Source organism: Nitrosomonas nitrosa, from assembly GCF_003051105.1.
Taxonomy (GTDB): Bacteria; Pseudomonadota; Gammaproteobacteria; order Burkholderiales; family Nitrosomonadaceae; genus Nitrosomonas; species Nitrosomonas nitrosa.
Genome location: NZ_QAOO01000011.1, coordinates 1 through 23579 on the forward strand (window position 1 = coordinate 1; position 23579 = coordinate 23579).

The 23579-nt window shown below is 47.9% G+C and carries 21 protein-coding genes and 1 riboswitch; of the genes, 14 read left to right on the forward strand and 7 right to left on the reverse strand.

From position 1 onward, the window contains the following. The first annotated feature begins 278 nt into the window (after window positions 1-278). From C8R30_RS07670 to C8R30_RS07680, 3 genes are all read left to right on the forward strand, one after another. Window positions 279-704, forward strand: a complete 426-nt coding sequence (locus C8R30_RS07670) for a copper resistance CopC family protein (protein ID WP_090668497.1) — start codon at window positions 279-281, stop codon at window positions 702-704. Next, a complete protein-coding gene (locus tag C8R30_RS07675) occupies window positions 697-2718 on the forward strand; it encodes a CopD family protein (RefSeq protein WP_090668500.1) in 2022 nt (673 codons plus the stop codon). The genes C8R30_RS07670 and C8R30_RS07675 overlap by 8 nt, the downstream gene beginning before the upstream one ends. A 62-nt stretch (window positions 2719-2780) precedes the next feature. Then, a complete protein-coding gene (locus C8R30_RS07680; RefSeq protein WP_090668503.1) occupies window positions 2781-3287 on the forward strand; it encodes a hypothetical protein in 507 nt (168 codons plus the stop codon). Window positions 3288-3355: 68 nt separating this feature from the next. Here the strand turns inward: C8R30_RS07680 and cobO are convergent, their stop codons facing one another. Beyond that, window positions 3356-3964 (reverse strand): cob(I)yrinic acid a,c-diamide adenosyltransferase, encoded by a 609-nt coding sequence (cobO, locus tag C8R30_RS07685; protein ID WP_090668505.1) that lies wholly within the window; start codon window positions 3962-3964, stop codon window positions 3356-3358. Window positions 3965-4021: 57 nt separating this feature from the next. Next, a complete protein-coding gene (gene btuB, locus C8R30_RS07690; RefSeq protein WP_090668508.1) occupies window positions 4022-5839 on the reverse strand; it encodes a TonB-dependent vitamin B12 receptor in 1818 nt (605 codons plus the stop codon). Window positions 5840-5931: 92 nt separating this feature from the next. Continuing rightward, window positions 5932-6148: riboswitch (cobalamin riboswitch) on the reverse strand. Window positions 6149-6321: 173 nt separating this feature from the next. Here btuB and C8R30_RS07695 point away from each other — a divergent pair. Continuing rightward, complete coding sequence (locus C8R30_RS07695; RefSeq protein ID WP_107789898.1) at window positions 6322-7983, forward strand: cation:proton antiporter; 1662 nt, start codon at window positions 6322-6324, stop codon at window positions 7981-7983. A gap of 30 nt (window positions 7984-8013) precedes the next feature. On the opposite strand, the gene C8R30_RS07700 is transcribed toward C8R30_RS07695, so the two are convergent. Beyond that, window positions 8014-8616, reverse strand: coding sequence for a class I SAM-dependent methyltransferase (locus C8R30_RS07700; RefSeq protein WP_090668515.1), 603 nt, complete (start codon window positions 8614-8616; stop codon window positions 8014-8016). Between the two features lie 209 nt (window positions 8617-8825). On the opposite strand from C8R30_RS07700, the gene C8R30_RS07705 reads away from it, so the two are divergent. From C8R30_RS07705 to C8R30_RS07730, 6 genes are all read left to right on the forward strand, one after another. Continuing rightward, a complete protein-coding gene (locus tag C8R30_RS07705; protein WP_107789899.1) occupies window positions 8826-10595 on the forward strand; it encodes a hypothetical protein in 1770 nt (589 codons plus the stop codon). A gap of 288 nt (window positions 10596-10883) precedes the next feature. Next, window positions 10884-11507, forward strand: coding sequence for a GNAT family N-acetyltransferase (locus C8R30_RS07710; RefSeq protein WP_107789900.1), 624 nt, complete (start codon window positions 10884-10886; stop codon window positions 11505-11507). Window positions 11508-11649: 142 nt separating this feature from the next. Next, window positions 11650-11790 (forward strand): hypothetical protein, encoded by a 141-nt coding sequence (locus tag C8R30_RS15870; RefSeq protein WP_181258718.1) that lies wholly within the window; start codon window positions 11650-11652, stop codon window positions 11788-11790. A 102-nt stretch (window positions 11791-11892) separates the two neighbouring features. Beyond that, complete coding sequence (locus tag C8R30_RS07720) at window positions 11893-12885, forward strand: alpha/beta hydrolase (RefSeq protein ID WP_107784600.1); 993 nt, start codon at window positions 11893-11895, stop codon at window positions 12883-12885. A 70-nt stretch (window positions 12886-12955) separates the two neighbouring features. Beyond that, entirely contained in the window at window positions 12956-13558 is a 603-nt protein-coding gene (gene wrbA / locus C8R30_RS07725) for an NAD(P)H:quinone oxidoreductase (protein WP_090668526.1), read from the forward strand. An 83-nt stretch (window positions 13559-13641) separates the two neighbouring features. Continuing rightward, window positions 13642-14463: a DODA-type extradiol aromatic ring-opening family dioxygenase gene (locus C8R30_RS07730; RefSeq protein WP_107789902.1), complete on the forward strand. Its 822-nt coding sequence runs from the start codon at window positions 13642-13644 to the stop codon at window positions 14461-14463. Window positions 14464-14503: 40 nt separating this feature from the next. On the opposite strand, the gene C8R30_RS07735 is transcribed toward C8R30_RS07730, so the two are convergent. Next, window positions 14504-15319, reverse strand: coding sequence for an SDR family NAD(P)-dependent oxidoreductase (locus C8R30_RS07735; protein ID WP_107789903.1), 816 nt, complete (start codon window positions 15317-15319; stop codon window positions 14504-14506). Between the two features lie 286 nt (window positions 15320-15605). On the opposite strand from C8R30_RS07735, the gene zigA reads away from it, so the two are divergent. The 3 genes from zigA to C8R30_RS07750 are packed head-to-tail and all read left to right on the forward strand — an operon-like array spanning window position 15606 to window position 18023. Then, window positions 15606-16832, forward strand: a complete 1227-nt coding sequence (gene zigA, locus C8R30_RS07740) for a zinc metallochaperone GTPase ZigA (protein ID WP_107784602.1) — start codon at window positions 15606-15608, stop codon at window positions 16830-16832. 1 nt (window position 16833) lies between these two features. Next, a complete protein-coding gene (locus tag C8R30_RS07745; RefSeq protein WP_177182314.1) occupies window positions 16834-17505 on the forward strand; it encodes a DUF1826 domain-containing protein in 672 nt (223 codons plus the stop codon). A gap of 53 nt (window positions 17506-17558) precedes the next feature. Continuing rightward, entirely contained in the window at window positions 17559-18023 is a 465-nt protein-coding gene (locus tag C8R30_RS07750) for a Fur family transcriptional regulator (protein WP_107784603.1), read from the forward strand. A 103-nt stretch (window positions 18024-18126) separates the two neighbouring features. On the opposite strand, the gene C8R30_RS07755 is transcribed toward C8R30_RS07750, so the two are convergent. Genes C8R30_RS07755 through typA form a run of 3 tightly spaced genes read right to left on the reverse strand, consistent with a single transcriptional unit; the run spans window position 18127 to window position 21729 of the window. Further along, window positions 18127-19194 carry a PD40 domain-containing protein gene (locus C8R30_RS07755; RefSeq protein ID WP_090668544.1) on the reverse strand — a complete coding sequence of 356 codons (1068 nt, stop codon included), beginning with the start codon at window positions 19192-19194 and terminating at the stop codon, window positions 18127-18129. 45 nt (window positions 19195-19239) lie between these two features. After that, window positions 19240-19896, reverse strand: a complete 657-nt coding sequence (locus C8R30_RS07760; protein ID WP_107789904.1) for a DsbA family protein — start codon at window positions 19894-19896, stop codon at window positions 19240-19242. An 18-nt stretch (window positions 19897-19914) separates the two neighbouring features. After that, window positions 19915-21729, reverse strand: coding sequence for a translational GTPase TypA (gene typA, locus C8R30_RS07765; protein WP_107784051.1), 1815 nt, complete (start codon window positions 21727-21729; stop codon window positions 19915-19917). 456 nt (window positions 21730-22185) lie between these two features. Here typA and C8R30_RS07770 point away from each other — a divergent pair, with 456 nt between their 5' ends. Further along, window positions 22186-23568: a sigma 54-interacting transcriptional regulator gene (locus C8R30_RS07770; RefSeq protein WP_219908832.1), complete on the forward strand. Its 1383-nt coding sequence runs from the start codon at window positions 22186-22188 to the stop codon at window positions 23566-23568. The last annotated feature ends 11 nt before the right edge of the window (window positions 23569-23579 follow it).

The window sequence follows — 23579 nt, forward strand, 5'->3', positions numbered from 1 at the left end:
ACAGTAAAGGGAGAAGGTGTTGAATATGTATCCCGCTTCCCATTTGCAGTGGGAACAGGGGGTAAATCAAATATGCCTTATATCATTGGTGCAGTCCTACTGATAGCGGGCGTCGGCTTCTTCTTCATGCGCAGTGGTGGTAGTAATAAAAATAATACCGAAGCTGCGTAGCCATACAAATTACTATTTACAATCATTAAAGAGAACCATGCTTTTACTCGGCAATCTAACAAAATAATAAATTGTCGATGTGTCAGACTAAAATGAGGAGTGCTTAAATGAGAATAAAATGGACGGTATCACTGTTAAAGCGTTTTTTTACATTACCGATAATAATAATGATAATGACTTTGGTGCATACAGATCAGGTTTTTGCGCATGCTTCTTTAGTTAAGGCCGAGCCTGCACGTCGAGCAGTATTATCTACAGCACCTACACAAGTTCGTCTTTGGTTTAATGAGGAAATTGAGGCGGCCTTTGCATCACTTTCAGTACTAGATGAAGATAAAAAGTCAATAACCGATAACAAAGTCGCTGTGCATCCAGAAGATCCCAAATCAATAGTTCTGGAGTTACCTGAAATACCTGTGGGACGTTATACAGTAAAATTCAGGGTGCTCTCGGTAGATGGTCATGTGGTTGATTCTGAATATAATTTCACAATTTCTGACACAGTAAAGGCTAAAGTTAAAGAAGATGATTGAGATTGTTGCTACATTCGCTCGATGGTCTCAGCTTGTTGCTAATCTGATAATTTTTGGAAGTTGTGTTTTTCTTGCAATAGCTGGACAGCAGAGAGCTGTATTTGAAAGTTCTTGGGCGACCCGTTTAGAGCGCGGGTTCCCTTGGATGGTTGGTGTAATCCTTATTGGATTATTAGGTATTTTAGCTACCACGACGGGAGAAGCGACGGGTATTGTAGCTAATACTTGGCGACCAGGTGCGTGGCTAGAAATAGTGCAGCAGACACGCGTAGGACACATGTGGGCTACAAGAGCAGTTTTTGCTTTAATTTTGTTAGCTGTGATTTTATATCTTCAACATGTGTACAGAGTGAGATGGCATTACATCCTGTGTGCCGGTGCAGCAGCGTTGCCCTTGATAGCGGGTTCACTCGTGAGTCATTCGGCAGCTGAGGAGATGTCTGTAATCTCTATACTGCCCTATGCGTTGCATATCCTCTTGGCAGGTATTTGGTTTGGTGCGTTACCGGCATTCTTACTGATCATATTCAGTAAGAAAGAACCCGATAAGCCATTAGATTTATTAAGCATCGAGAGCCTAAAGAAATTTTCATCGATTGCTTTACCCGCTATGGTTATCATAATTGCTACGGGTGTGATCGTTGCTGATCGCATGATTGAAGAGGATTATCATGCACTGGTTGCCAGTTCTTATGGTTGGTTGATCAACATAAAGCTTTCAGTTTTAGCAATTGTTTTGGTTATAGCTTATCGGGCACGCTCAAAATGGCTGCCATTGTTTACGCAGACCAGCAATGTTGAACAAGTTCAAAGTGGTGGCGAACATCTCAAAAAATGGGTGGGGATCGAATTTGTCCTGGCCGTCATTTTAGTATTGCTTGCAACTATTTTAGCTAACACCATTCCTGCGAAGCATGCAATGGTAGAGAATTGGCCTTATTCCTTTAGATTTTCAATCGATGCTACTTGGGATGAGCCAAATGTTCCACTTTTCTTTTGGAGTGGGGTCGCGTTGTTTTTAATGGCAGCGGGTTCGATTTGGCTGGGTATCAAAAATAATTGGGAAAAGAAAAAGAAAATCGGGATTCCAGTGGCGCTGGTAGTTGCATCTGCTGCTGTGGCTTTACCACCACTGGCAATTGATGCTTATCCAGAAACTTATCAGAATACACCCGTTCCATTTGATGCCATTTCCATATCAAATGGTTCGGTATTTTTTGCTGAGAATTGCACAACCTGTCATGGCCCACAAGGTAAAGGCAATGGTATAGCTGCTAAAGCATTCAATCCGCCACCCGCTGATTTATTGACTGAGCCCCATACCGCAAGACACACTGCGGGTGATTTCTTTCACTGGTTGACCTATGGTATAGCTGAAACGGGTATGCCAGGTTTTTCTAGTAATTTAACGGAAGAAGATCGTTGGGATGTTGTTAATTATATGCACGCCATGTCGAGAGGCTATCAAGCGCGTTTACTCAGTCCACAAGTGGTTGCTGAGAAACCTTCAATTGGCCCTCCGATTTTTTCTTATTTTGCTCATGATGGTTCCAGTGGTTATCTGAAAGATTTTCGTCAGAAAAAAAATGTGGTACTTGTGCTATTTACATGGCCACAATCTGATGAGAGATTGGAAGAGTTAAAAGCGGCGTATAGCCGATTGAGTGAACTCAACACAATTGTGCTAGCTGTTCCAATGAATCAACTAGATAATCAAGAGATCATGGAGATAGCGGAAGATATACCGTTTCCAGTCGTAACAGAAGGTGCATTAGAAATAAAGAATAGCTATATTTTATATCGAAGAACGCTCACTCATCCCGATATCTTGGGCGAGGGCATCATTCCAGAGCATTTAGAATTTTTGATAGATCGCTTTGGCTACTTGCGTGCAAGATGGATCCCTGGTATAGATGAAAATGGGTGGGAAGATATAAATTTTCTGACACGACAACTGGTTCAACTTAACAGTGAGAAAGAGATTCTTCCTCCACCAAGTGATCATGTACACTGATGTTGCAAAATCGTTATCGTTTCACGATCCTTATCTTAATCAATAAACCTAGGAGGAAATAAATGAGAAGACTAGTCGTTACATCTGTTTTTCTAAGTGCGCTGATGGTGCCCTATTTCACAATGGCACATACTGATGAGTATTTAGCTACTGTGGAAGCACCTCACGGTGGTCAGCTACGTGCAGCCGGGCCCTTTCATTTAGAACTGGTAGCTCAAGATGGAGAACTAAAGTTGTATATAACAGATCATGGGGACAAGCCAATACCAGCACGTGGCGGCCAGGGAAAGGCTAATATCCAAGAAGGTAAGGATGGGAAGAGACAATCAGTGACACTTGAACCAGTATTTGCAAATATGATGAGAGCAAAGGGTGATTTTAAAATCACATCTGACACTGCTGTAGCTGTTTTTGTGGCTATTCCTGGGTATGAGACGCAAGGAGCTCGTTTTGTTCCACAAGGTGCCAAAGGATCGGAGAGCGATAGTCATGATCAAAGTGACGATCATGATCATCATGATGATGATGAAGATAAGGATGATAGCCATAGCCATGGACATCATCATTGATGTAAATCAACGGATCTAGTTTCTAGTTGTAGTAGTTAGAAAATAGCAGCTAACGCGGGATAGATCTATTACAGATCTATCCCGCGTTGTGCTTTGATGCCCGAGTAAAAGGCATGTTTTACATTGCAAAATTCAGTAACGGTATCGGCTGCCTCGCAAAACGCCTTTGGTGCATTGCGCCCCGTGATGATAACGTGCTGCATGGCGGGCCTCTTTTTAAGATCTTCCAGGGCGAACGCCAGGTCGATCCAACCGTAACTCACTGGATAAGTGAGTTCGTCGAGAACAACAAGATCAATTGACGGATCTTGAAGAAACCCTCTAGCCATTGACCATCCGCGCTGAGCGGTTTCTATATCATGTGCGAGATCTTGTGTATCCCATGTAAAGCCTTCTCCCAGGACAAGCCAAGTGACATCGGGTTGTTGGCGCAGAAAAGCTTCCTCACCGGTATCCGAGCGACCTTTAATAAATTGCGCTACCGCAACCCGCATTCCATGACCTAATGCGCGTACGACCATTCCGAATGCCGCGCTGGATTTACCTTTGCCATTTCCTGTATGGATTAGAAGCAAGCCTTTTTCTTGATCAGCTTTGGCAATAGCTGCATCGATAATTTCTTTTTTACGCTGCATGCGCTGGCGATAGCGTTGCTCACGATTAGGCGTTTCATTCATGATAATTAAGGTTGGTTATTGGCGAATGGTTGAAAGTATTTCCTTGCTGATAAGTATTCAGGATTGATAGCGTAGCGTAAAGAAAATATTTCTTCCGGGTTGATTAAAAAAAGCAGCTGTTTCGTAATGTTCATTAAAAAGATTCTCTAGGCGTGCTTGTAAACGCCAATTTTTGGCAAAAGCGTATTCCGCTCGCAGATCTACCCTAGTATAACCATTGATCGGATGATTATTTGCCAAATCATCAAAGCGCTTACTTTCTGCTAGAAATGAGGCACCCAGGCGGTATTTGTTAAACTGTCGATCCGTATCGATCCTGAAAATATGTTTGGCGCGACGAGGTAACACCTTATCTTCACTTGAGGAAGTGTTTTCAGGATTCAACAAAGTGAGATTGGCAACGAAACTCCAACCGATTAATTGGGTGCTAAAAACACTTTCCAGCCCTTGGATACGTGCCTGACCAATATTGGTTGGCGTAAAGGTCGCGGCATCAAAAGCAATCATGTTGCTGATATGCGTTTCATATACATTGAGCGATAGCTTGCCAAGACGTGAGGAGCCAGTTACGCCGATTTCGAAGCTGCGCGACTCTTCTGGCCTGAGGTTGGGATTGTTTGAACCGGGGAAATACAATTCATTGAATGTGGGTGCTCTGAAAGCATTGCCGAAATTTGCATTCAATCTGAGATACTGCGTAATGGCGTATCCCCAAGACAGGCCGCCTGTCAGCCAGTTACCAAATTGTTCGTTATGATCCCAACGCAAAGAGAATTGCATATTGTGTGCAGCGATAGCCGCTTGATGCTGAGCAAAGATTCCCCAGTTTTTCCGAGATGTCTCTGTAAAATCAATGGTACTTCTGATTTGGTCGTTTAAATAATCAACACCTGTAGTTAAAACATGCTGTTGATTTATCGAAAAATTATTCTGTAGAAATAATGAATCACGAACAGTATCGAATTGGCTGACGAAAATGTTTCTATTGAAGCTATCCAATTTTTCAAAGCTACGCCCCCCAGTCATATTGAGATGCCAGAATGCGAATGGTGAATAACGGATCGATCCACCGAATGTCTGTTGAATCACTTTGGAGCGATTAATGAAGCTCCCATCAAATTGGGTTTCTCCAGCGCTATGCAACAAGTGAGCATCCACTTCCAGGCGGTTGTCGAATCGATAGCCCGCTCGTAAAGTACCCGCCAGATTTCGATAACCATCTTTATCATTTTCTGGCTCAGTAATAAAGCAGCCTGCACTTTCCGAACCGGTGCAGGCATTGAAACCGCGTGTGCCTATACCGCTCGCATTTAGGTTAAACCACCCTTTTTCTCCACCTCCTGACAATCCAACGGAACCATTGATTGAACGATAACTACCTCCCCCCAGGCTCAAGCTTGGTTTAAGTTTACCGCCTCCTTTGCGCGTAAAAATCTGGATAACACCGCCAATCGCTTCTGAGCCATATAAGCTCGAGCGAGGGCCACGAACGATTTCGATGCGGTCGATTTGATCAAGAGGTAAATTTTCGAAGGAAGTCGTGCCTGAAGTGACAGAACCGGCTTTAATACCATCGATCAGAACTAACACGTGATCCGCTTCAGTGCCACGCAGAAAAAAGGATGTTTGTTTGCCTGGGCCACCGCTATTAGCAATATTTAGCCCAGGTATGCCACGCAATAGATCTTCCATGGAGCGTGCCTGTAAGCGTTCAATATCGGCACGTGTGATGACGCTGACGGATGCAAGCGTTTCATCGGTTGTCTGTGCGGTACGCGTTGCCGTGACAATGACGGGTGCCTGAATATTGTTAGCAAATACGGGTGCAGTTATACCAAGAGATAAGCCGACACCCAATAAAGGGATTGTTTTCATTAAATTTTCCTCCGCGCACACCCGCGCGATAGCATTGATTGGATGTGGGTCATGCGAAGAGAAACAAACGTATGGCACATTGCCCTCCGCAATACCTGATATTTCTTCAGGCCGGTCTCCGGGCTTATGAGTGGATCCTCGATCCCCTATCTGCGCCTTCCCGTGCAATACACAGTGGCATGTGGCAGATTATTGACTCATTTACCGTTGCGGGGGCAGCGCTGGCTTTATCCTAGTTTGCGGGATGCACCAGCTTCCCGTTTCACCCCAAGCATTATTGCGAGGGGCACCTGAAGCAGGGTGCAAAAACTAAAGCAAAGGGCTATCTCTGTCAAGTAATGTTGCGAATTGCAGAGGGCTAAATTATTTTAGCGTTTATTTAATTTGCTGATTGGTCAGCTCAAATTACGCACTGCTCTATAATCCATAATTAATATTCTTCAAGAAATGCTCAAAGAAATAGGAAATAAGGTATTTATATCGTGCATGAACCCTTTGCAGAGCTTGCTTTTTTACTGATCATCACAAGTATAGTGGGGGTGATTGCTGTTCATTTACGACAGCCAGTACTCATCGCTTATATCCTGGTAGGGATTCTTGTCGGCCCTGCAGGTTTCTCTTTCGTGCAAGCGCATGATCAAATCGATTTACTCGCTCAAATCGGTGTTGCTGTTCTGCTTTTTCTGGTTGGGTTGAAGCTGGATCTCCAACATGTACGGCATATCGGCCCGGTTGCATTGGCAACAGGATTAGGTCAACTGGTTTTCACCATCGTTTTTGGGTTCTTGCTAATCCTCTTGCTTGGGAAGGATTGGCTGACGGCGCTTTATGTGGCCATTGCACTCACTTTCTCTAGCACGATTATTATTGTCAAGTTGCTGACTGATAAACGAGAACTCGACGCCTTGCATGGCCGTATCGCAGTGGGTTTTTTGATTGTACAGGATATTGCGGTAGTGTTAGCTATGATGGTAATGAGTGCGGTGAGGGGGGGAGATGCGGTAGTTGATTCGAGTGGCTGGGTGATTATCGCGTCGTTAATTGCCCGTATTAGTCTCACAGCACTATTGATGTTTATTGTCATGTGGTACATTGTGCCCTCACTGGTGAGGTACGTTGCTCGATCGCAAGAACTGCTGCTCATTTTTGCCATTGCATGGGGCACTTTTTTGGCGGCCCTGGGTGAATGGGCCGGTTTTTCCAAGGAAGCTGGTGCTTTTCTAGCTGGCTTCTTGCTGGCCTCAACTCATTTTCGCGATGCTATCAGCGCCCGTTTGACGGGTATCCGTGATTTCTTACTACTGTTCTTTTTCATCAACTTAGGTGCAAAGCTCGATTTCTCTGTGCTTGGCGCAGAAATTGGATCTGCTGTTATTTTATCGCTATTCGTTTTGATCGGTAACCCGATCATAGTGATGGCGATCATGGGGTATATGGGTTATCGCAAACGAACTGGTTTTTTAGCTGGATTGACGGTGGCGCAGATAAGTGAGTTCTCCATTGTATTCATCGTCATGGGAATCAGCCTCGGTCATTTGGAGCAGGACGCGCTTGGCCTGACGACGCTCGTTGGCGTGGTAACGATCGCCTTATCCACCTATATGATTTTATACTCACAACGTTTGTATGAATCCTTGACGCATTGGCTAAGTCTGTTCGAGCGTACCCATCCCTACCGGGAGATTGCGGTAGAGCAGCAACACTTGGTAGAGAACGATCCCAAGATCATCATTTTTGGTCTAGGGCGCTATGGTGCCAGGGTACTGAAGCATTTACATCATCATGGCGTGGGTGTATTGGGAGTGGATTTTGATCCCGAAGCTGTCAGGGCATTGAGGCATCGAAATATGCCTGTACGATTTGGAGATGCAGAAGATCCTGCATTTCTTGGTTCGTTACCGTTTGCAAAAGTTGATTGGATCGTCACAACGATACCGGAGTGGAACGCTAATCGATCATTGCTGCATGCCCTTAAAGAAGCTGGGTTTAACGGACGTATCGTGGGGCTGGTGCGAGATGACGAGCATGCTCTGGCTTTACAGAAAGCAGGTGTTACGCGTGTGGTGAATATTTTCCAGGAAGCAGCTGATCTTGCAGCAGATTATCTTGCAAAAGAAATTGAGATTCAGGAAAAGACGACATAACCTACTGGATTGATTCTTTCCCAGTATCGGTTAGCGTTTTTTTGCAACGATCGCATATCTTCCTTTGTCACGGCCGGTGGTCGGTGGATTCATGAATTCACTTATAAGCATATGAAAACCCAGATCAGTTAGCACGTTAAGTATTTTGTGGGGAGGAAAAGAGTCATAGAAAAATTCTTGACCCAACATGTAATCCGTGAAGGGTGGATGCTCCGAGCCTCCAACAGTGAGCATGAGCGCGCCATTGGCAAGCAAGCAGTTTGCCATGCGACCGAGTATCGCTTCATGAAAATTTCGCTCAATATGAAATAGCGCATCCCAGCAGATGATGCCTCCGCAAGGCGCTTCAAAAGGATATTTCTCTAACTTGCCAAGAACCCATCTTTCCTTTGGATAGTTCGCTTTTGCAATCGCCAGCATATTTTCGGATTGATCTATGCCGATCACTGACCAACCGCGTTTGATGGCGTAGGCGGCCATCGGGCGTCCGGTACCACAGCCAGCATCCAGTATAAGAGAAGCAGCCGGAAGTTCGGCAAGGAAGGTATCGAGGTATGCCCGCTCACGCCCAAAAAATGTTTTTCTGGCAGCATGCCACTGCTTTGCAATAGCGTTGTAGGCAGTCCGATTCATAGAAAATGATAAGGTGATTTCATAACAATACACGGTGCGCGTATACTCAATTTTTAATAAAAAGTGAGGATGCGCTAACACAGACTTGTGTGAGAATAGCCGAGATTAAGCGCATAGAAAGGGCTATTTTCAAAGTAAGCTCTGTAACGGTTTCATTCTACGATCCTTTAGCAAGCGCTATCCATCCAATTTCATTAGAAGGAAACAATATGATCTTACGTTCTCGCTTCTTGCTTCGTATCCTGATTTACTTCGTTATAAGTGCATTCTTTCCCGTTTACGCAGAAAATTATAAACCTACCTCTATTGATTCCATCCTCTATTTCCAGGCAGCGGTTAAGGATGCCGAATACTGTTCGATGGTTGTCAAAAACGGTGAACTGATAGCGATCAACCGCAGTACTGGCAAGCCGCTGAGTAATGCAGCCATGACATGTCCCGATATGTTTTCGTGGAAGCTCTTTGCTGAGGTGATTCAGGATAAATTCTGGTCAAACTGGGCTGATGAGAACGACAACTGGCCGGCTCAGCCTTATGCACTTTGTCAAGCTGACCAGAGGCCCGGCAAGGATGCATGTTGCCAGCCGGGTTCGGCTAACAACGATCCCAATCATTGCCCAGTTTATCCGGGTACTCAGCATACTGCCAAACTCAAGCGTTTGACGGAAGCTTTGACTGAAGAAGCACATACACTCGCGCGTGATCCTGCTTTGCAGCGTGATACTCGCCTACCCTTTCATGATGCGCTGCATCCGCTTAGTCGCATGATCAAACTCCAGTCGACCAAGAAAACGGCTGATGCACCTCCCCCTTCCTGCTCTGCGGTACCCGTCAATGGCAAGATCGAAGATCTGGTGGCAGACATCATCAAGAAATTTAATCCATCCGATGCCGAAAGTACCGGCCGCGTCATCCGCCAGACCAACGCTGAGTTGACGATACGCAACCAGGTATTCCATGATTATCTATTTACCAATAATTTGTATAACGCCAATGGGGTGGTCGATGTTTTTAAGGCAAACCAGATAAATCTGCAAACAGAAGCACCCTATCGCCGCGTCAACCAATCTGCTTACGGGGGGAAAGCGGGTATGCTTTCCCGGGTGGATTTGCCACCGGATGCCATCATGATCAAGAGCAACTGGCTGCACCATGATCTCGCTATCGCCTTGGGGCTGCCGGATGATCCCAAGCAGTACATCAGCAAATTGTTGCAGACACAGATTGATCTGCAAGCGCTCGGAATCAGCAAATCTCCACTGACGTGCAATCTTGACGGTATCCATCACCTGGTCGCCTTCCATATTTCCTCCAAAGACATCCCAAATTGGGTATGGACGACTTTCGAACACATCAGTTTGCCGGGTCGTTGCGATATCACCGGTTGCAATGACGCCTATGGCTATGCAAGCAGCGACAAGAATCGCCCGGTCGGCACCGCTGCCAATTATGTCAAGCCCAATCAGCGGAGCGATCAATTGAATTCACCCAGCATCGTATTTAATCCTGATCAGGGTTATCCGTTGGAAATAATCCGTCCAGAATGGGATAAGTTGCTCACCGCGCTGAATGTCGGCAGCGGAAGCAGCACAAGTCAGGTTGAGCCCGATCCAGAGGATGTCGCCTGGCGTAATTTTCGCCTCAAGGGTTCGCAAGTAGAGTTTGTCAATTCTATTGGCCAGCCGACCCTGTTGGGTAATTCAGTTACCGAAGCGGGTTTTATGGATGGTTCAAGCTGTATTAGCTGCCATGCAAGGGCGGGCGCAGCATTGAATAGTGACGGCTCAGCCAATTTTCTTGCGTTGTCCGTTTTCGAGCGTAACCTGACCGATTTTGGCTATGCACGCAGCCACCATGGTGTTCCCGACCCATTCTGGTTCTACAATGATAATAACAGTCGACCTAACATGCTGGTGATGCAAACGGACTTTATTTGGGGATTTCTCAACGCGAGCCCTATTGTGACCAGCAAGCCTTAGAAAATCAGATTTGTACTCTTCGGTCTGCGAATCGGCGCCGCTCTGATCCGCAGACCCTCTCCGGCTTCTTGAGCGCTGCCTAATCGAACAAATGTGATAGACATTGATTCCTTCTTTATCAAATCAGTTGAACCCGATGATGGACATGCATACCCTTAACTGGGCACAATAAATCTGTATCTGATTAAAGAGGCTTACATGAATTTATTTTAATGGCATCAGGCGCCTTATCACTATCAGTGACTATCAGTGGGTGTAAGTAACCCCATTTTTACTTGCCTAAAATATATGCCTAGCTTACCAATAGAGCCGATGATTCATCGAGCCGAATGCACAGAAAATTCGGTGCTGGCTACAACGCTAGCCGCTGCATTCGATAATGACCCCGTAGCGAGATATTGTATTCGCGCTGACTCACGCCGAGATTGGGCGATGCATGCCGGTTTCAAACGGGCGCTCGATATCTATTGTTTCTACGGCATGACATTTGCCGCCATGAATGGTGCGGGTGTCGCACTTTGGGCTCGTCACGATCAGTGGCAACTGACCTTCTGGCAGGAATGCATGCTGATTCCACTCTATGTCCGCATCTGCGGTATCCGTCGCTTCATGCGATTAAGCCGTGGATTCGAAACAATGAAATGGGCTCACCCAGTAGTCCCCCATTATTATCTTTACATGATTGGCGTCCATCCCGATTGCCAATCACAAGGTTTGGGCGCCGCGCTGCTGCGCGTCATGCTCGAGCGTTGTGACCGCGAAAAAATGCCGGCCTACTTGGAGGCTACGCATCCTCGCAATATATCATTCTATCGGCGGCATGGATTTCAGGTTATTCGAACGCTTACATTCGGTCCTGGTGGGCCCCCCATTGCAGCTATGTGGCGGGAACCCCAACTCACGGCAGCGTGATACAAAGAAAATCCTCGGTAACCACCGAGGGTGATAATTATTGAGTTCACGTCCATCGCAATTATCAATTGACTTCTCTTTCTGCCGACATACAATCATTGGAAGTGCTGCTTCCTGCAAGGTATCAGCGAATCAGCATGAAATGGTGGGCGTAAAGCTTCGATGTGCGGTAACCTTGCTCATCCAGGTGTTGATGTTCGGCCGCGGTTTGGCCGCGGCTAAGGGTGTGACGTACAGCACGAGCCAGCAGATTGTACGATGCAAGTGGCTGGCAGGTGGATGATGAAGGAAAGAGGAATGCGCTCCTAATGTGCTTGTCCCAATTTCGGTCTGGCGTGTGCACCTGATTCGTAGCGTCGGACCCAATCAGCGAAGGAGGTACGTCATGAACGATCATCGATTTATTCTTTGCGCACGCGCTACCAAAAGTGGGAAATTCATACCAGAACCAGGCCCATCCCGATATTTACGTGTACCCATTGGAGAGATACCTGCCCCTGCCCATGAAATTTCCAAGACGCTGTGGGTAAAAGCGTTGCGCAAGGCCGCGATTTGGGGCAAAGATGCGCGAAACGAGGCGCTGGACAGAGGAGATTTGCTGGTTTTTGTACATGGCTACAATAATGACCTTAAGATCATCACTGATCGCCATGATCAATTAAAACATGATCTAAGCAAGGTGGGCTTTAAGGGCGAGATCATGACGTTTTGCTGGCCAAGCGACAATAAAGCGCTCAATTACCTTGAAGATCGGCATGATGCCAAGCGGTCTGCCATGCAATTGGTATCTGATGGGATCGCACTGCTTTCGCTGCATCAAACTGTCGACTGCACGATCAATGTGCATCTGCTTGGCCATTCAACGGGGGCATACGTTATACGCGAAGCTTTCGACGATGCGGATGATGTGGCATTGCCTAACAATGCCTGGCTTGTCAGTCAAATTGTTTTCATCGCGGCAGATGTATCATCAAACTCGATGCATGACGGTAACAGTTCGACGGAATCTCTGTATCGGCACTGTACGAGATTGACGAATTACTTTAATCAGCATGATTCTGCGCTGAAGCTGTCAAACGCCAAACGCGTCGGCATTGCGCCCCGCGTCGGCCGGGTTGGATTGCCTTTCAATGTGCCGGTTAAAGCTGTCGATGTCGACTGCTCAGATTACTTTAATCTGCTGAATACGGATGCTGCGGTAAGGAGTGAGGATCAGGCTGTACTGCTTGGATCTTTCGATCACTCGTGGCATATCGGTAATCGCGTATTCATGCAAGATCTATTTGAAACGCTAAAAGGCGATCTGGATCGCTCTGTCATCCCAACGCGCGACTTGCAAGACGGCAAGTTAAAGTTGAAGAGGCAGATTAACCCTTGAATGAGTGCTAATCTTTAGACGAGTTCAAGCTATTCCTATTTTACGACCCTACTCAATCAGGAGACACACCATGGCAAAAATCCTTGTCCTTTATTACAGCATGTATGGCCATATCGAAACCATGGCGAAGGCAGTGGCTGAAGGTGCCGACAGCGTTGGCGGAACAGACGCCACCATCAAACGTGTACCGGAACTCATGTCGGAAGAAGTGGCCCGTAAGGTTGGGGCCAAGCTCGATCAAGCCGCTCCAATCGCAACGGTGGATGAACTGCCAAATTATGATGCTATCATTTTTGGGACGCCCACCCGTTTTGGCAATATGTGCGCGCAGATGCGTAATTTTCTTGATCAGACGGGCCGGTTATGGCTGAGTGGTGGTTTAATCGGCAAAGTGGGCAGTGTTTTCACGTCTACCGGGACGCAACATGGTGGGCAAGAGACCACCATTACTTCATTCCATACCACCTTGCTGCACCACGGTATGATCATCGTGGGTGTCCCCTATTCTTGCCAAGAGATCATGAACATGGACGAAATTACCGGTGGATCGCCTTATGGGGCGAGTACGCTTGCGGGGGGTGATGGAAGCCGACAGCCGTCGGCGAACGAATTGACGATCGCACGCTTCCAGGGCGCGCATGTCGCTGAGATTACGAAGAAATTGTCAGTCTAATTAGACTGACCTGCAAGGAAGGATCTCTCCCAGATGCGCCATTCATTGCAGCGCTATCCATTTACCATTAGCAGGAGAAAGAAATGGTCAACCAATCGTCTGAAGCGCTTTCACCCGTTTTGTATCTCCCGCATGGTGGCGGGCCATTGCCGATTTTGGGGGATAGCCAACATGAGAAGATGGTTGCATTTCTGAAAGAAATCGCAGACAAGCTGGCTGAGCCTTCTGCGATTTTAGTCATCAGTGCGCATTGGGAGGAAGAGCGAGCGACGGTTACAGGTGGGGGGCAGCCTGGAATCATCTACGATTACTACGGCTTCCCTGCCGAAGCTTATCAAATACGGTATTCTGCGCCAGGCCATCCTCAGCTTGCAAAACAAGTACACGCGCTGTTAATGGACAGCGGAATTCCCGCACAAATCGATGAACAGCGAGGTTTCGATCATGGCATGTATGTGCCGCTTAAGCTGATGTACCCGCAAGCGCAGATCCCTTGCATTCAGCTATCCCTTCTCAAGAATTTGGACCCTGCAGCACATATCGCACTAGGAAAAGCACTCGCTGCATTAAGAAAGCAACCGATTTTGATTGTCGGATCAGGCATGTCGTTTCATAACCTTAAAACATTTTTCTCGGGAGGCATGAATGGTATCAAAGAAAACATTGAATTTGACGACTGGCTGATCGAAACCTGCGCTCATCCAGCGATTTCGCTGATAGAGCGCGAACAGCGATTGCTTGAATGGGAAAAGGCACCTTCCGCACGATTTTGTCACCCGAGAGAAGAGCATCTTTTGCCGTTACATGTTTGTTATGGGGTTGCTTGCGCCGATACGCCGATCGCACAAGTCGTCTTTAATGAGGATGTGATGGATAAAAGAGTGACAAGCCTGCTGTGGCAGTAGAAAAATGGGCATTTTGGGCATCGCAAGGTAAGTTTTAGTTCTAAATTCTCATCTTGCGCCTGACTGTCCAGTCAAAAAGGCGGCTTCCGAGTAACCACCTCGCTACCACCGCTGTTTTGGCGTCCAGTGGTAAAGCATGCCGCATCGGGGGAAAGGAAGCCGTAGCGGCATCGAGCACGGCCTGAGCAATGATTTCCGGGCCGGGTGCTAGTGGTTCTCCCGACAAAAGACGCGGCAGTGCAGTGAGTAATTTTTGATAGGCAGGGGGATGTTCGACAGTTTTGAGTAATTCAAATTCTTTTTCGGCAAATTCAGTTTTGATCAGGCCAGGCGCGATTACCATGACATTGATACCCAATTTCATGACTTCACCGCGCAAGGTCTCCGATAAGGCTTCTATCGCGTGCTTGGAAGCCGCATACCAACCAAAACCCGGAATGGAGATTTTGCCTAGAATCGAAGCAATATTGATAATGCAGCCTGATTTCTGCGCGCGCATATGCGGCAATACCGCCTGCATGAAACGTGCATAACCAAAAACATTGACTTCAAACTGGCGATGGGCTGCTTCCATGGAAACGCATTCGATCGCCCCCAGCTGACCGTATCCCGCGTTATTGACGAGCAGGTCGATCCGTCCTTTGGTGGCCATGGCATGGCTTACCGCTGCCTCGATAGCGGCTGCATCAGTCACATCCAAGTGAATAGGCTCGATCCGATCGGAGCGGATCTGTTCTAATCGATCCATGCGTCTTGCCATGGCGAAGACATAATAGTTGTTGTTGGCAAGTAATAAAGCGGTCGCTCTACCAATGCCACTGGATGCACCAGTGACCAATGCGATGCGTTGTGTCATGATAAGCCATAAAAGTGTTTAACCAGGAAAATAACCGGTTCATTCCCAGAAAGCAACAAAATACGACAAAATATCAGAATTTATGAGTAAATCGGCTTAATCTCAGCTTTTTCAAAGGTTGGTGTTATTTTGATTAGCGTATAGCTTTTCGAGCTGGCGAGGTATGTTTCTTCCGTGCTATCACCCTTTTTCATGAAAATAAGACCCATTTAAACAGTAAAAATACTTAATTTATATATGTTATGTTGTATCATAACATTATCTAATGATTCTGGAGTTCCTTTGCATGGCTACTTTAAATGCGCCTGATAATTCTTCCTTCCGCTTACCTGTGACAGTTCTTTCGGGTTTCCTGGGCGCGGGTAAAACCACGGTTTTGAATCATATCCTCAATAATCGCCAGGGTCTGCGCGTGGCGGTCATCGTAAATGACATGAGCGAGATCAATATCGATGCAGCAACGATCGAAAAAGAAATCGCGTTCAACCGTGCCGAAGAAAAATTGGTCGAGATGAGCAATGGCTGTATTTGCTGCACATTGCGCGAAGACCTTTTGATTGAGGTGCGCAAGCTGGCTGCGGAAAGAAAATTTGATTATCTGGTAATCGAGTCTACTGGCATCTCTGAGCCATTGCCGATTGCAGAAACGTTTACTTTTGCGGATGAGAATGGCGTCAGTCTATCGGATATCGCGCGGCTGGATACCCTAGTCACTGTGGTCGATGCGGTCAATTTTCTTGATGATTTTGACGAAGCGAAAATGCTGCAAGAGACGGGAGAGAGTCTTGGCGAGGATGATGAACGGAGCGTAGCCGATTTGCTGGTCGATCAGGTCGAGTTCAGTGATGTCATTTTGATCAATAAGGTCGATCTGGTGACTTCGGACGGGTTGACAAAGCTACAAGGCATTTTACGGTGCCTCAATCCGCAAGCTGAGATCATCGCGATCGAGAATGGGCAAGTTGAATTAACCAAAGTGTTGAATACCGGCCGATTCAGTTTTGAGCGCGCCCAACAAGCCCCAGGGTGGCTCAAGGAATTACGTGGCGAACATATTCCAGAGACCGAGGAATACGGTATCAGCAGCTTTGTTTACACAGCGAGGAAACCGTTTCACCCACAACGCTTTTACGATTTTCTCCATCAACCTTGGACAGAGGGCAAGTTACTGCGCTCAAAAGGCTATTTTTGGTTGGCGACGCGGCCTGACTATGCCGGGCAATGGAATCAGGCAGGGGGTATCGCACGTTATGGCTATGGCGGAATGTTCTGGAAAGCAGTGCCAAAATCGCAATGGCCCCAGCATGAAGATGATCTGGCATCGATCCGGGAACAGTGGGTGGAACCATTTGGTGATATGCGACAGGAGCTGGTCTTCATCGGACAACATCTTGACGAACAAGCGATCCGCCAATGGTTAGACGAATGCCTGCTGAGCGATGCCGAACTTCAGGCTGGCAAAACCTATTGGTCAACATTGCAGGATCCCTTTCCTTCCTGGGACAGGGGTTGATATGCGTACGTCTACACAGCGAGTTGGCTTACCCGGCCACTTCTCAGCAAAGGAAGGGATGAGTGCGGTAGGCCATGAGCCAGAGATATGCACGCGTATCTACGATAGGCACATCCATTTGTGCATTTTGCAGCGTGTGCTGGGTGTCGATATCAAACGCTATGCCGCTCATGTGTGCCAAGAATATGTTGGTTTTGAGTTGGCACAGCCAATCAATGTGACGTACGCGAGAGCAACCCTGAAAACCATGTTGCCTCCGCATCCCACGTTGAGTGCCTTTGCTGAGGATGTAGGCTGGGTGGTCGAGATGTTTGCCTGCTTGTTCGATTTGGCCAATGTCGGTTTACGGTTGAACGTGCTTGCCAAAACCATGTGCCCCCGTTTCCATACGGACAAAGTGCCATGCCGTTTGATCACAACCTATGCTGGCAAAGGCACGGAATGGTTGGATCACAAATCCATGGATCATGTTATGCTTGCAGCTTGCAATGAGTTTAATGAAAAGGCAGGCAGATTTGCTGGGCAAACCCCCATCCAATGCTTGCAGGAAGGGGAAATTGCCTTGCTGAAAGGTGACCGATGGGATGAACAAGGAAGCCATGGTGTGATTCATCGTTCTCCCACGCTTGATCCAGGCGAAGTACGACTACTGCTTACCTTGGATTTCGTTTGAGCCCGCTATGAATACTGCTTGTTCGTTTATTGAGTCATGGGAAATGAACAAAAATGTCCGCCGATATTGACCATATCATCCAGAAATCACAAGAAGCATGCGCATCGGCAGGTGCTAAATTAACGCCCAAGCGTAGAAATGTACTTGTCGTGCTGCTCAGCTCCCCAATACCGCTTTCCGCTTATGAAATTGCGGAAAGATATAAAACGCGGTTCAATGAATCGCTGCCCGTTATGTCGGTTTACCGCATATTGGATTTTCTGATTCATGAAAAACTGGTGCACAAGCTCGAAACAGCCAGCCTGTATGTCGCGTGCGCTCATATTGCCTGTGATCATCAGCATGAGACGCCGCAATTCCTGATATGTGACCGCTGTCTTACCGTCAAGGAAATTGGCATCAAAAAGCACATCATGCTAGAGCTCGCGCGCAGCATCCAAACTACTGGCTTTACCCTGGCCCACCAGCAACTTGAGCTGCATGGGCTGTGCGCGCGTTGTCAAAATGACTCAAGGTAAAGACAGCATGCTGGCATCATGGCAAATACCCGCAAGCTAAAATGTTAAATCATTACGAAGTCACGTTTCAAAACGAATGGGTTCTTGATATTTATGGTTGCGATCATTTATCTGTATCCGGCTTTTTCTTGCTGTTGATCAATAGATTGGGTGGTGGCCCGATCGGCTCGAAGTCCTTTAACAAGGGAACATCATCCTTGTAGACCCATCGGATATCCATATCGAACGTACCCTGCGGCCCCCAGCTGCCCGTGAATTTCTTGCCATCCGGGGTAAAAGTCCAGCACATATCTTCTCCGGCGGTATTGATGGCATCCCCGAGATTCAATGGTTGCTGCCATTCGCCCTCTTCATTCTGATGCGAAATCCATTCATCATGCCCACCCCGTGAGCCTAGGTCAGGCCGCATGCTGGTAATGATCAGGCTCTTGCCGTCCTTTGACAGGCCAGTCCAGTGCATATGGTCGCGGTGCGGAGAATTGATTTTCGGTCCCAAGCTCTCTGGTTCCTGCCATACGCCGTCCTTTTTTTCAACCTTCCAAATATCGCTATCCTGTGTCACACCCGGCTGATGATAGCTAAAGTAAATCAGGCTATCAGAGGCGATGATCGGGCAATGCTCTTCGCCGGTCGGCGTATTGATATTCGGTAGCTCGGGCACATCGTTCCAATTTCTGGCTGACTGCCATACGCCATCAATTTTTTGAACGACGTAGAGATCGCCCGACAATAAATTTCCGGGCTCGTATCTCGTGAAATAAATTACATTTCCATCATCGGAAAAGCTTGGTTCCAGTTCCCAGGCGGAGGTATTAATGTTCGGCCCGACAGTAGGGTCGATATCGGGTCCCAAATGTATGGGCTTTTGCCATACACCATCCACGCTGTGAGACATCCAGATATCGAAGCTGTAGGGGCTACCCGGCGATTCGATGCTGCCCTCGCGGGTTGAAACGAAGATCGCTGTTTTGCCATCCGCACTATAGGTAATCTCAAGTTCCGCACCGGGAGAGTTGATGGGTTCGCCCATACTTCTTGACACTCGTGGCCCTTCTGTCGCCCCTCCGCTGCCAGACCCGTGCATGCCTGGCATGGCGTAAGATACGTCGTACGCCAGCATGAGTACGAGTGATAAGAAACCAGATTTTGGCATAAGTAATTTATCTTTCATGCACCGATTCTCCTCTTAAGAATTTAGGATTCTTTTTTTACTTGTTCATATATCAATCTCTCTTTGCGGTGCATATTCCGCGCCGAGATTATCCGGATCGATGCGCTGACGCAGCGTATCGAGCGGGCAATAGCCGCTGACAAGCAAATAATAACCTTTCGCATCCTGGGCAACGATAGAAGGAAAACCCCTTACTCCCCACTGAATGGTCTGCTGAAAATGCTGTTGGGTAGTTTGTTTGGCAGTATCCGACGCAAAGATTTGTGAGAAAGGGTCAGTAGGGATGCCACAGCCTTTCGCCAGTTGAGTCAGTACATTCGTTTGCGTCACATCGGCTTGTCCCACGTAAAAAGCAGATTGAATCGCTGCAAGCAACGAGAACGTGCGGGAGGGATCGACGATCGACGCGCTGACGACAGCGCGGCAGGCAGGCTCGGTATCGTAAATGAATCCTGGCGGCAACGCGCCATCGAAATTGAAGGGTTGACCGGTCATCCGTTGGACGTTTTGCCAATGATGCAATATTTCGGCCCGTTTTTCAGGGGTGAGTGGTTCTGTCGTTCCAGGACGCAATCTGCCCATTACCAGCTTGATTGTCAAGTGTTCGCGATACGCTTGCCTGATTGCCTCGATGACAGGCGAAAACCCCCAGCACCAGGAGCACATGGGGTCAGCGACATACCACAGTGTGCGTTCATTCATCCCGATGAGCTAAAATCTCTAGGCCGCAGTACGGGATGCTCTTTTGCGTTCATGCTCCAATAGGAGGCGTTTGCGAATGCGGATACTTTTGGGGGTAATTTCTACCAGTTCGTCGTCAGTGATAAACTCGATAGCGGATTCCAGCGTTAACTGGATCGGCGGTGTCAGCGCCACGGCCTCATCATGACCCGAAGCACGAATATTGGTTAACTGTTTGCCCTTGATTGGATTGACCACGAGATCGTTGTCACGGCTATGAATGCCGATCACCATACCTTCATATAACGGATCGCCTGGACTGACGAACATGCGTCCACGCTCCTGCAGCTTCCATAATGCATAAGCAACCGCTTCACCATTTTCGGCAGAAATCAACACACCATTTCTGCGTGCAGCGATTTCCGGGCGCATCGGTGCGTATTCGTCGAAGACATGACTCATCATGCCGGTACCACGCGTCATGGTCATGAATTCAGACTGGAAACCGATCAGACCGCGCGCAGGAATCCGATAATCCAGTCTGACTCGGCCATGCCCATCCGACACCATATCGAGCAAATCACCGCGGCGTGCGCCGAGTGCTTCCATCACAGCGCCCTGATTCTCTTCGTCAACATCAACCGTAAGTACCTCAAACGGCTCACATTTTGCACCATCGATCTCGCGGATGACTACTTTTGGTCTTGAAACAGCTAGTTCATAACCTTCGCGCCGCATATTCTCCAGCAAGATGGTCAAATGCAATTCGCCTCGTCCGGAAACCAGAAATGAATCGGTATCTGCCGTTTCTTCCAGCTTGAGCGCTACATTGGTGAGCAGTTCTTTTTCCAGACGCTCGCGTAATTGCCGGCTGGTCACGAATTTTCCTTCCTTGCCTGCAAAAGGTGAGGTATTGACTTGAAAAGTCATGGACAGCGTTGGCTCATCCACCACAGGCATCGGCAATGCTTCAGGTTGATCGAAATCCGCCAATGTCGTGCCGATACTGAGCGCATCGATGCCGTTTACCAACACGATATCACCCGCCATGGCTTCTTCCATCGGTACCCGCTCCAGGCCGCGAAAACCGAACACTTGATTGACACGCGCTTTTTTGGGCGTTTGATCACCGGTCATGACCATCACATCCTGAGCAGGCTTGAGGCGTCCGCGCGTAATGCGTCCGATACCGATCCGGCCAACGAAGCTGGAATAATCCAGCGCGCTGATTTGCAGTTGTAGCGGCTCATCGGGATTGCCGGTGGGGGCAGGCACATGCTTGAGGATGGTTTCAAACAGCGGACGCATATCGGTGCTGGGTTGCGCCGGATCGAGCGTGGCATAACCATTCAGCGCAGATGCATAAACTACCGGAAAATCCAGTTGCTCCTCGGTCGCATTCAACTTGTCGAACAAGTCAAAGGTATGGTTGATCACCCAATCGGGCCGTGCACCAGGGCGATCGATCTTGTTGATCACCACAATAGGCCGTAGTCCCAATGCCAGCGCTTTCTTGGTGACGAAGCGTGTTTGCGGCATGGGACCTTCCACGGCATCAACCAATAACAGCACGCCATCGACCATCGATAGAACGCGCTCCACTTCGCCACCGAAATCCGCATGACCGGGGGTGTCGACAATATTGATATGCACCCCTTCATAATCGACTGCGCAATTCTTGGAAAAAATCGTGATGCCACGTTCGCGTTCGATGTCGTTGGAATCCATAACACGTTCGGCAATATGCTGATGTGCGGCAAATGTCCCTGCTTGATGCAGCAATTTGTCAACCATGGTGGTCTTGCCGTGGTCAACGTGAGCAATAATGGCGATGTTACGAAGTGGGCGTGACATAAGATAAGTCCCTAAGAATTAAGCTGAAGAAATAAAAAAACATAATATTATATCAGAAAATCAGTGACATAATTATCTTTAACCTGTTTTTGTCCACAAAAAATCTTCCGTCAAAAGAGCATGCTTCTTACGTGTTTGCACGTATTTTTCTGAAGAGCGTATTTCGATAACCTATCGGCGGAATAGAACTTAAACCGGCATGTATCAACTTTTTGATCTCTGGCATCTGGGCTATGCTCAGGTTCGATATTGCATGTCATGACGCGATAACCTTGCACACTTTTCCACTCATCTTGCAAAGGGAGCTATGAGCATTACGACAAAAAAGGAAAGGCAGGACAATTCGCTGTTCTTTGCAGCCTTTCAGGAGCCTGGCTGATACGAATAAGCTTCCGTTTTTCTCTTGATTCAAGGGTTGTTTTTTTGTTCGAGAATACTGGGTACGCGAGGTTAGACATGGCTATCAGAGTTTGGGTTCGCTGGTTGAGTGGCTTTCAGGAACAAACTGTGCATGAAATGACTGATTGCCTGATCCGACAGGGTATCGAAGTTCAAGATCAAGATGATTATTTATCCAATCACCCTGGTGTGATTTTCAGTAATCAAGTCACGCCAGCCCTATGCGAACAACTTCGTGAGCTGAGCCGTAACGGCCAAATACGGATTCTTGTTTGTTGTGATGGGGCTATTCCCAGCAATGCCGTATGGCAGTTATTGGAAGCAGGTGCTGCCGACGTCTTGGCCAATGCGGAATGGAGCCCGCTAATCTATGAGATCATCTCTCGTCTTCAACGCTGGGAAGCAGTCGATCGCATCGTGCATTCACCCGAGGTGCAGCATGTGCTGGTGGGAGAAAGCCAAGCTTTGAAGGCGATCCTGCGCCAAGTGGTAGAGGTGGCGCATTTTACCGATGCTTCTGTTTTGATTCTCGGTGAAAGCGGCACGGGTAAAGAGTTGCTGGCGAATCTCATCCATACGCTGGATCCCCGCCCTGATAAAGGCGATCTGGTCATTCTAGATTGCACGACCATTGTTCCGGAGCTGTCCGGCAGCGAGTTTTTCGGTCATGAACGAGGTGCCTTTACCGGCGCGGCGTCCGCGCGGGATGGCGTTTTCGCGCTGGCGAACGGGGGCACCCTGTTTCTGGATGAAATAGGTGAGTTGTCACTGGCATTGCAAACCCAGTTGCTGCGTGTCATCCAGGAACATACCTTTAAACGCGTCGGTGGTAACGCTTGGCAGCACACTTCTTTTCGTTTGGTGTGCGCGACTAACCGCGATCTCTGGGCGCAAGTTCAACGCGGAGAATTCCGTGCCGACCTTTACTATCGTATCGCCAGTTATGTTTGTCAATTGCCTCCCTTGCGGGCGCGCCCTGAAGATATTCTTCCACTGGCCAACCATTTCCTGAAGACAAGCTATCCTGATCAAGCCCCCCCCGAATTGGATGCCCCCGTGCAGGAGTACCTGTTGCGCCGCGAATACCCCGGTAATGTGCGCGATCTCAAACAAGTCATCGCCCGTATGCTCTGCCGTCACGCAGGTAAAGGTGCCATCACAGTGGGGTGCATTCCACCGGATGATCGTCCGCTGTGGGCAGAGGGCTGGCAAGAATGGCGCGATACGGGCTTCGAGCGCGCGATCCGTGTTGCATTGAATCGTGGCGTCGGACTCAAAGCTATCAGCCGGAACACTGAAGAGACGGCATTCCGTATCGTGTTGGAGCAAGTAAACGGCAATACCCAACAGGCTGCTCAGCTCTTGGGGGTAACAGACCGTACTGTTCAGAATTGGAAGAAAGATAGATCATCGGTCAATAAGACTGAGCAATTGTTTTGATGAATATAACT

What these genes read in the sequence shown, in the direction of transcription:
- C8R30_RS07755 (WP_090668544.1), bottom strand. Translation starts at nt 19,194, where the DNA reads ATGAAAGATAAATTACTTATGCCAAAATCTGGTTTCTTATCACTCGTA.
- C8R30_RS07670 (WP_090668497.1), top strand. Translation starts at nt 279, where the DNA reads ATGAGAATAAAATGGACGGTATCACTGTTAAAGCGTTTTTTTACATTA.
- C8R30_RS07680 (WP_090668503.1), top strand. Translation starts at nt 2,781, where the DNA reads ATGAGAAGACTAGTCGTTACATCTGTTTTTCTAAGTGCGCTGATGGTG.
- typA (WP_107784051.1), bottom strand. Translation starts at nt 21,729, where the DNA reads ATGTCACGCCCACTTCGTAACATCGCCATTATTGCTCACGTTGACCAC.
- C8R30_RS15870 (WP_181258718.1), top strand. Translation starts at nt 11,650, where the DNA reads ATGGTGGGCGTAAAGCTTCGATGTGCGGTAACCTTGCTCATCCAGGTG.
- C8R30_RS07745 (WP_177182314.1), top strand. Translation starts at nt 16,834, where the DNA reads ATGCGTACGTCTACACAGCGAGTTGGCTTACCCGGCCACTTCTCAGCA.
- C8R30_RS07675 (WP_090668500.1), top strand. Translation starts at nt 697, where the DNA reads ATGATTGAGATTGTTGCTACATTCGCTCGATGGTCTCAGCTTGTTGCT.
- C8R30_RS07735 (WP_107789903.1), bottom strand. Translation starts at nt 15,319, where the DNA reads ATGACACAACGCATCGCATTGGTCACTGGTGCATCCAGTGGCATTGGT.
- C8R30_RS07700 (WP_090668515.1), bottom strand. Translation starts at nt 8,616, where the DNA reads ATGAATCGGACTGCCTACAACGCTATTGCAAAGCAGTGGCATGCTGCC.
- C8R30_RS07710 (WP_107789900.1), top strand. Translation starts at nt 10,884, where the DNA reads ATGCCTAGCTTACCAATAGAGCCGATGATTCATCGAGCCGAATGCACA.
- C8R30_RS07760 (WP_107789904.1), bottom strand. Translation starts at nt 19,896, where the DNA reads ATGAATGAACGCACACTGTGGTATGTCGCTGACCCCATGTGCTCCTGG.
- C8R30_RS07750 (WP_107784603.1), top strand. Translation starts at nt 17,559, where the DNA reads ATGTCCGCCGATATTGACCATATCATCCAGAAATCACAAGAAGCATGC.
- C8R30_RS07720 (WP_107784600.1), top strand. Translation starts at nt 11,893, where the DNA reads ATGAACGATCATCGATTTATTCTTTGCGCACGCGCTACCAAAAGTGGG.
- wrbA (WP_090668526.1), top strand. Translation starts at nt 12,956, where the DNA reads ATGGCAAAAATCCTTGTCCTTTATTACAGCATGTATGGCCATATCGAA.
- C8R30_RS07770 (WP_219908832.1), top strand. Translation starts at nt 22,186, where the DNA reads ATGGCTATCAGAGTTTGGGTTCGCTGGTTGAGTGGCTTTCAGGAACAA.
- btuB (WP_090668508.1), bottom strand. Translation starts at nt 5,839, where the DNA reads ATGAAAACAATCCCTTTATTGGGTGTCGGCTTATCTCTTGGTATAACT.
- zigA (WP_107784602.1), top strand. Translation starts at nt 15,606, where the DNA reads ATGGCTACTTTAAATGCGCCTGATAATTCTTCCTTCCGCTTACCTGTG.
- cobO (WP_090668505.1), bottom strand. Translation starts at nt 3,964, where the DNA reads ATGAATGAAACGCCTAATCGTGAGCAACGCTATCGCCAGCGCATGCAG.
- C8R30_RS07705 (WP_107789899.1), top strand. Translation starts at nt 8,826, where the DNA reads ATGATCTTACGTTCTCGCTTCTTGCTTCGTATCCTGATTTACTTCGTT.
- C8R30_RS07730 (WP_107789902.1), top strand. Translation starts at nt 13,642, where the DNA reads ATGGTCAACCAATCGTCTGAAGCGCTTTCACCCGTTTTGTATCTCCCG.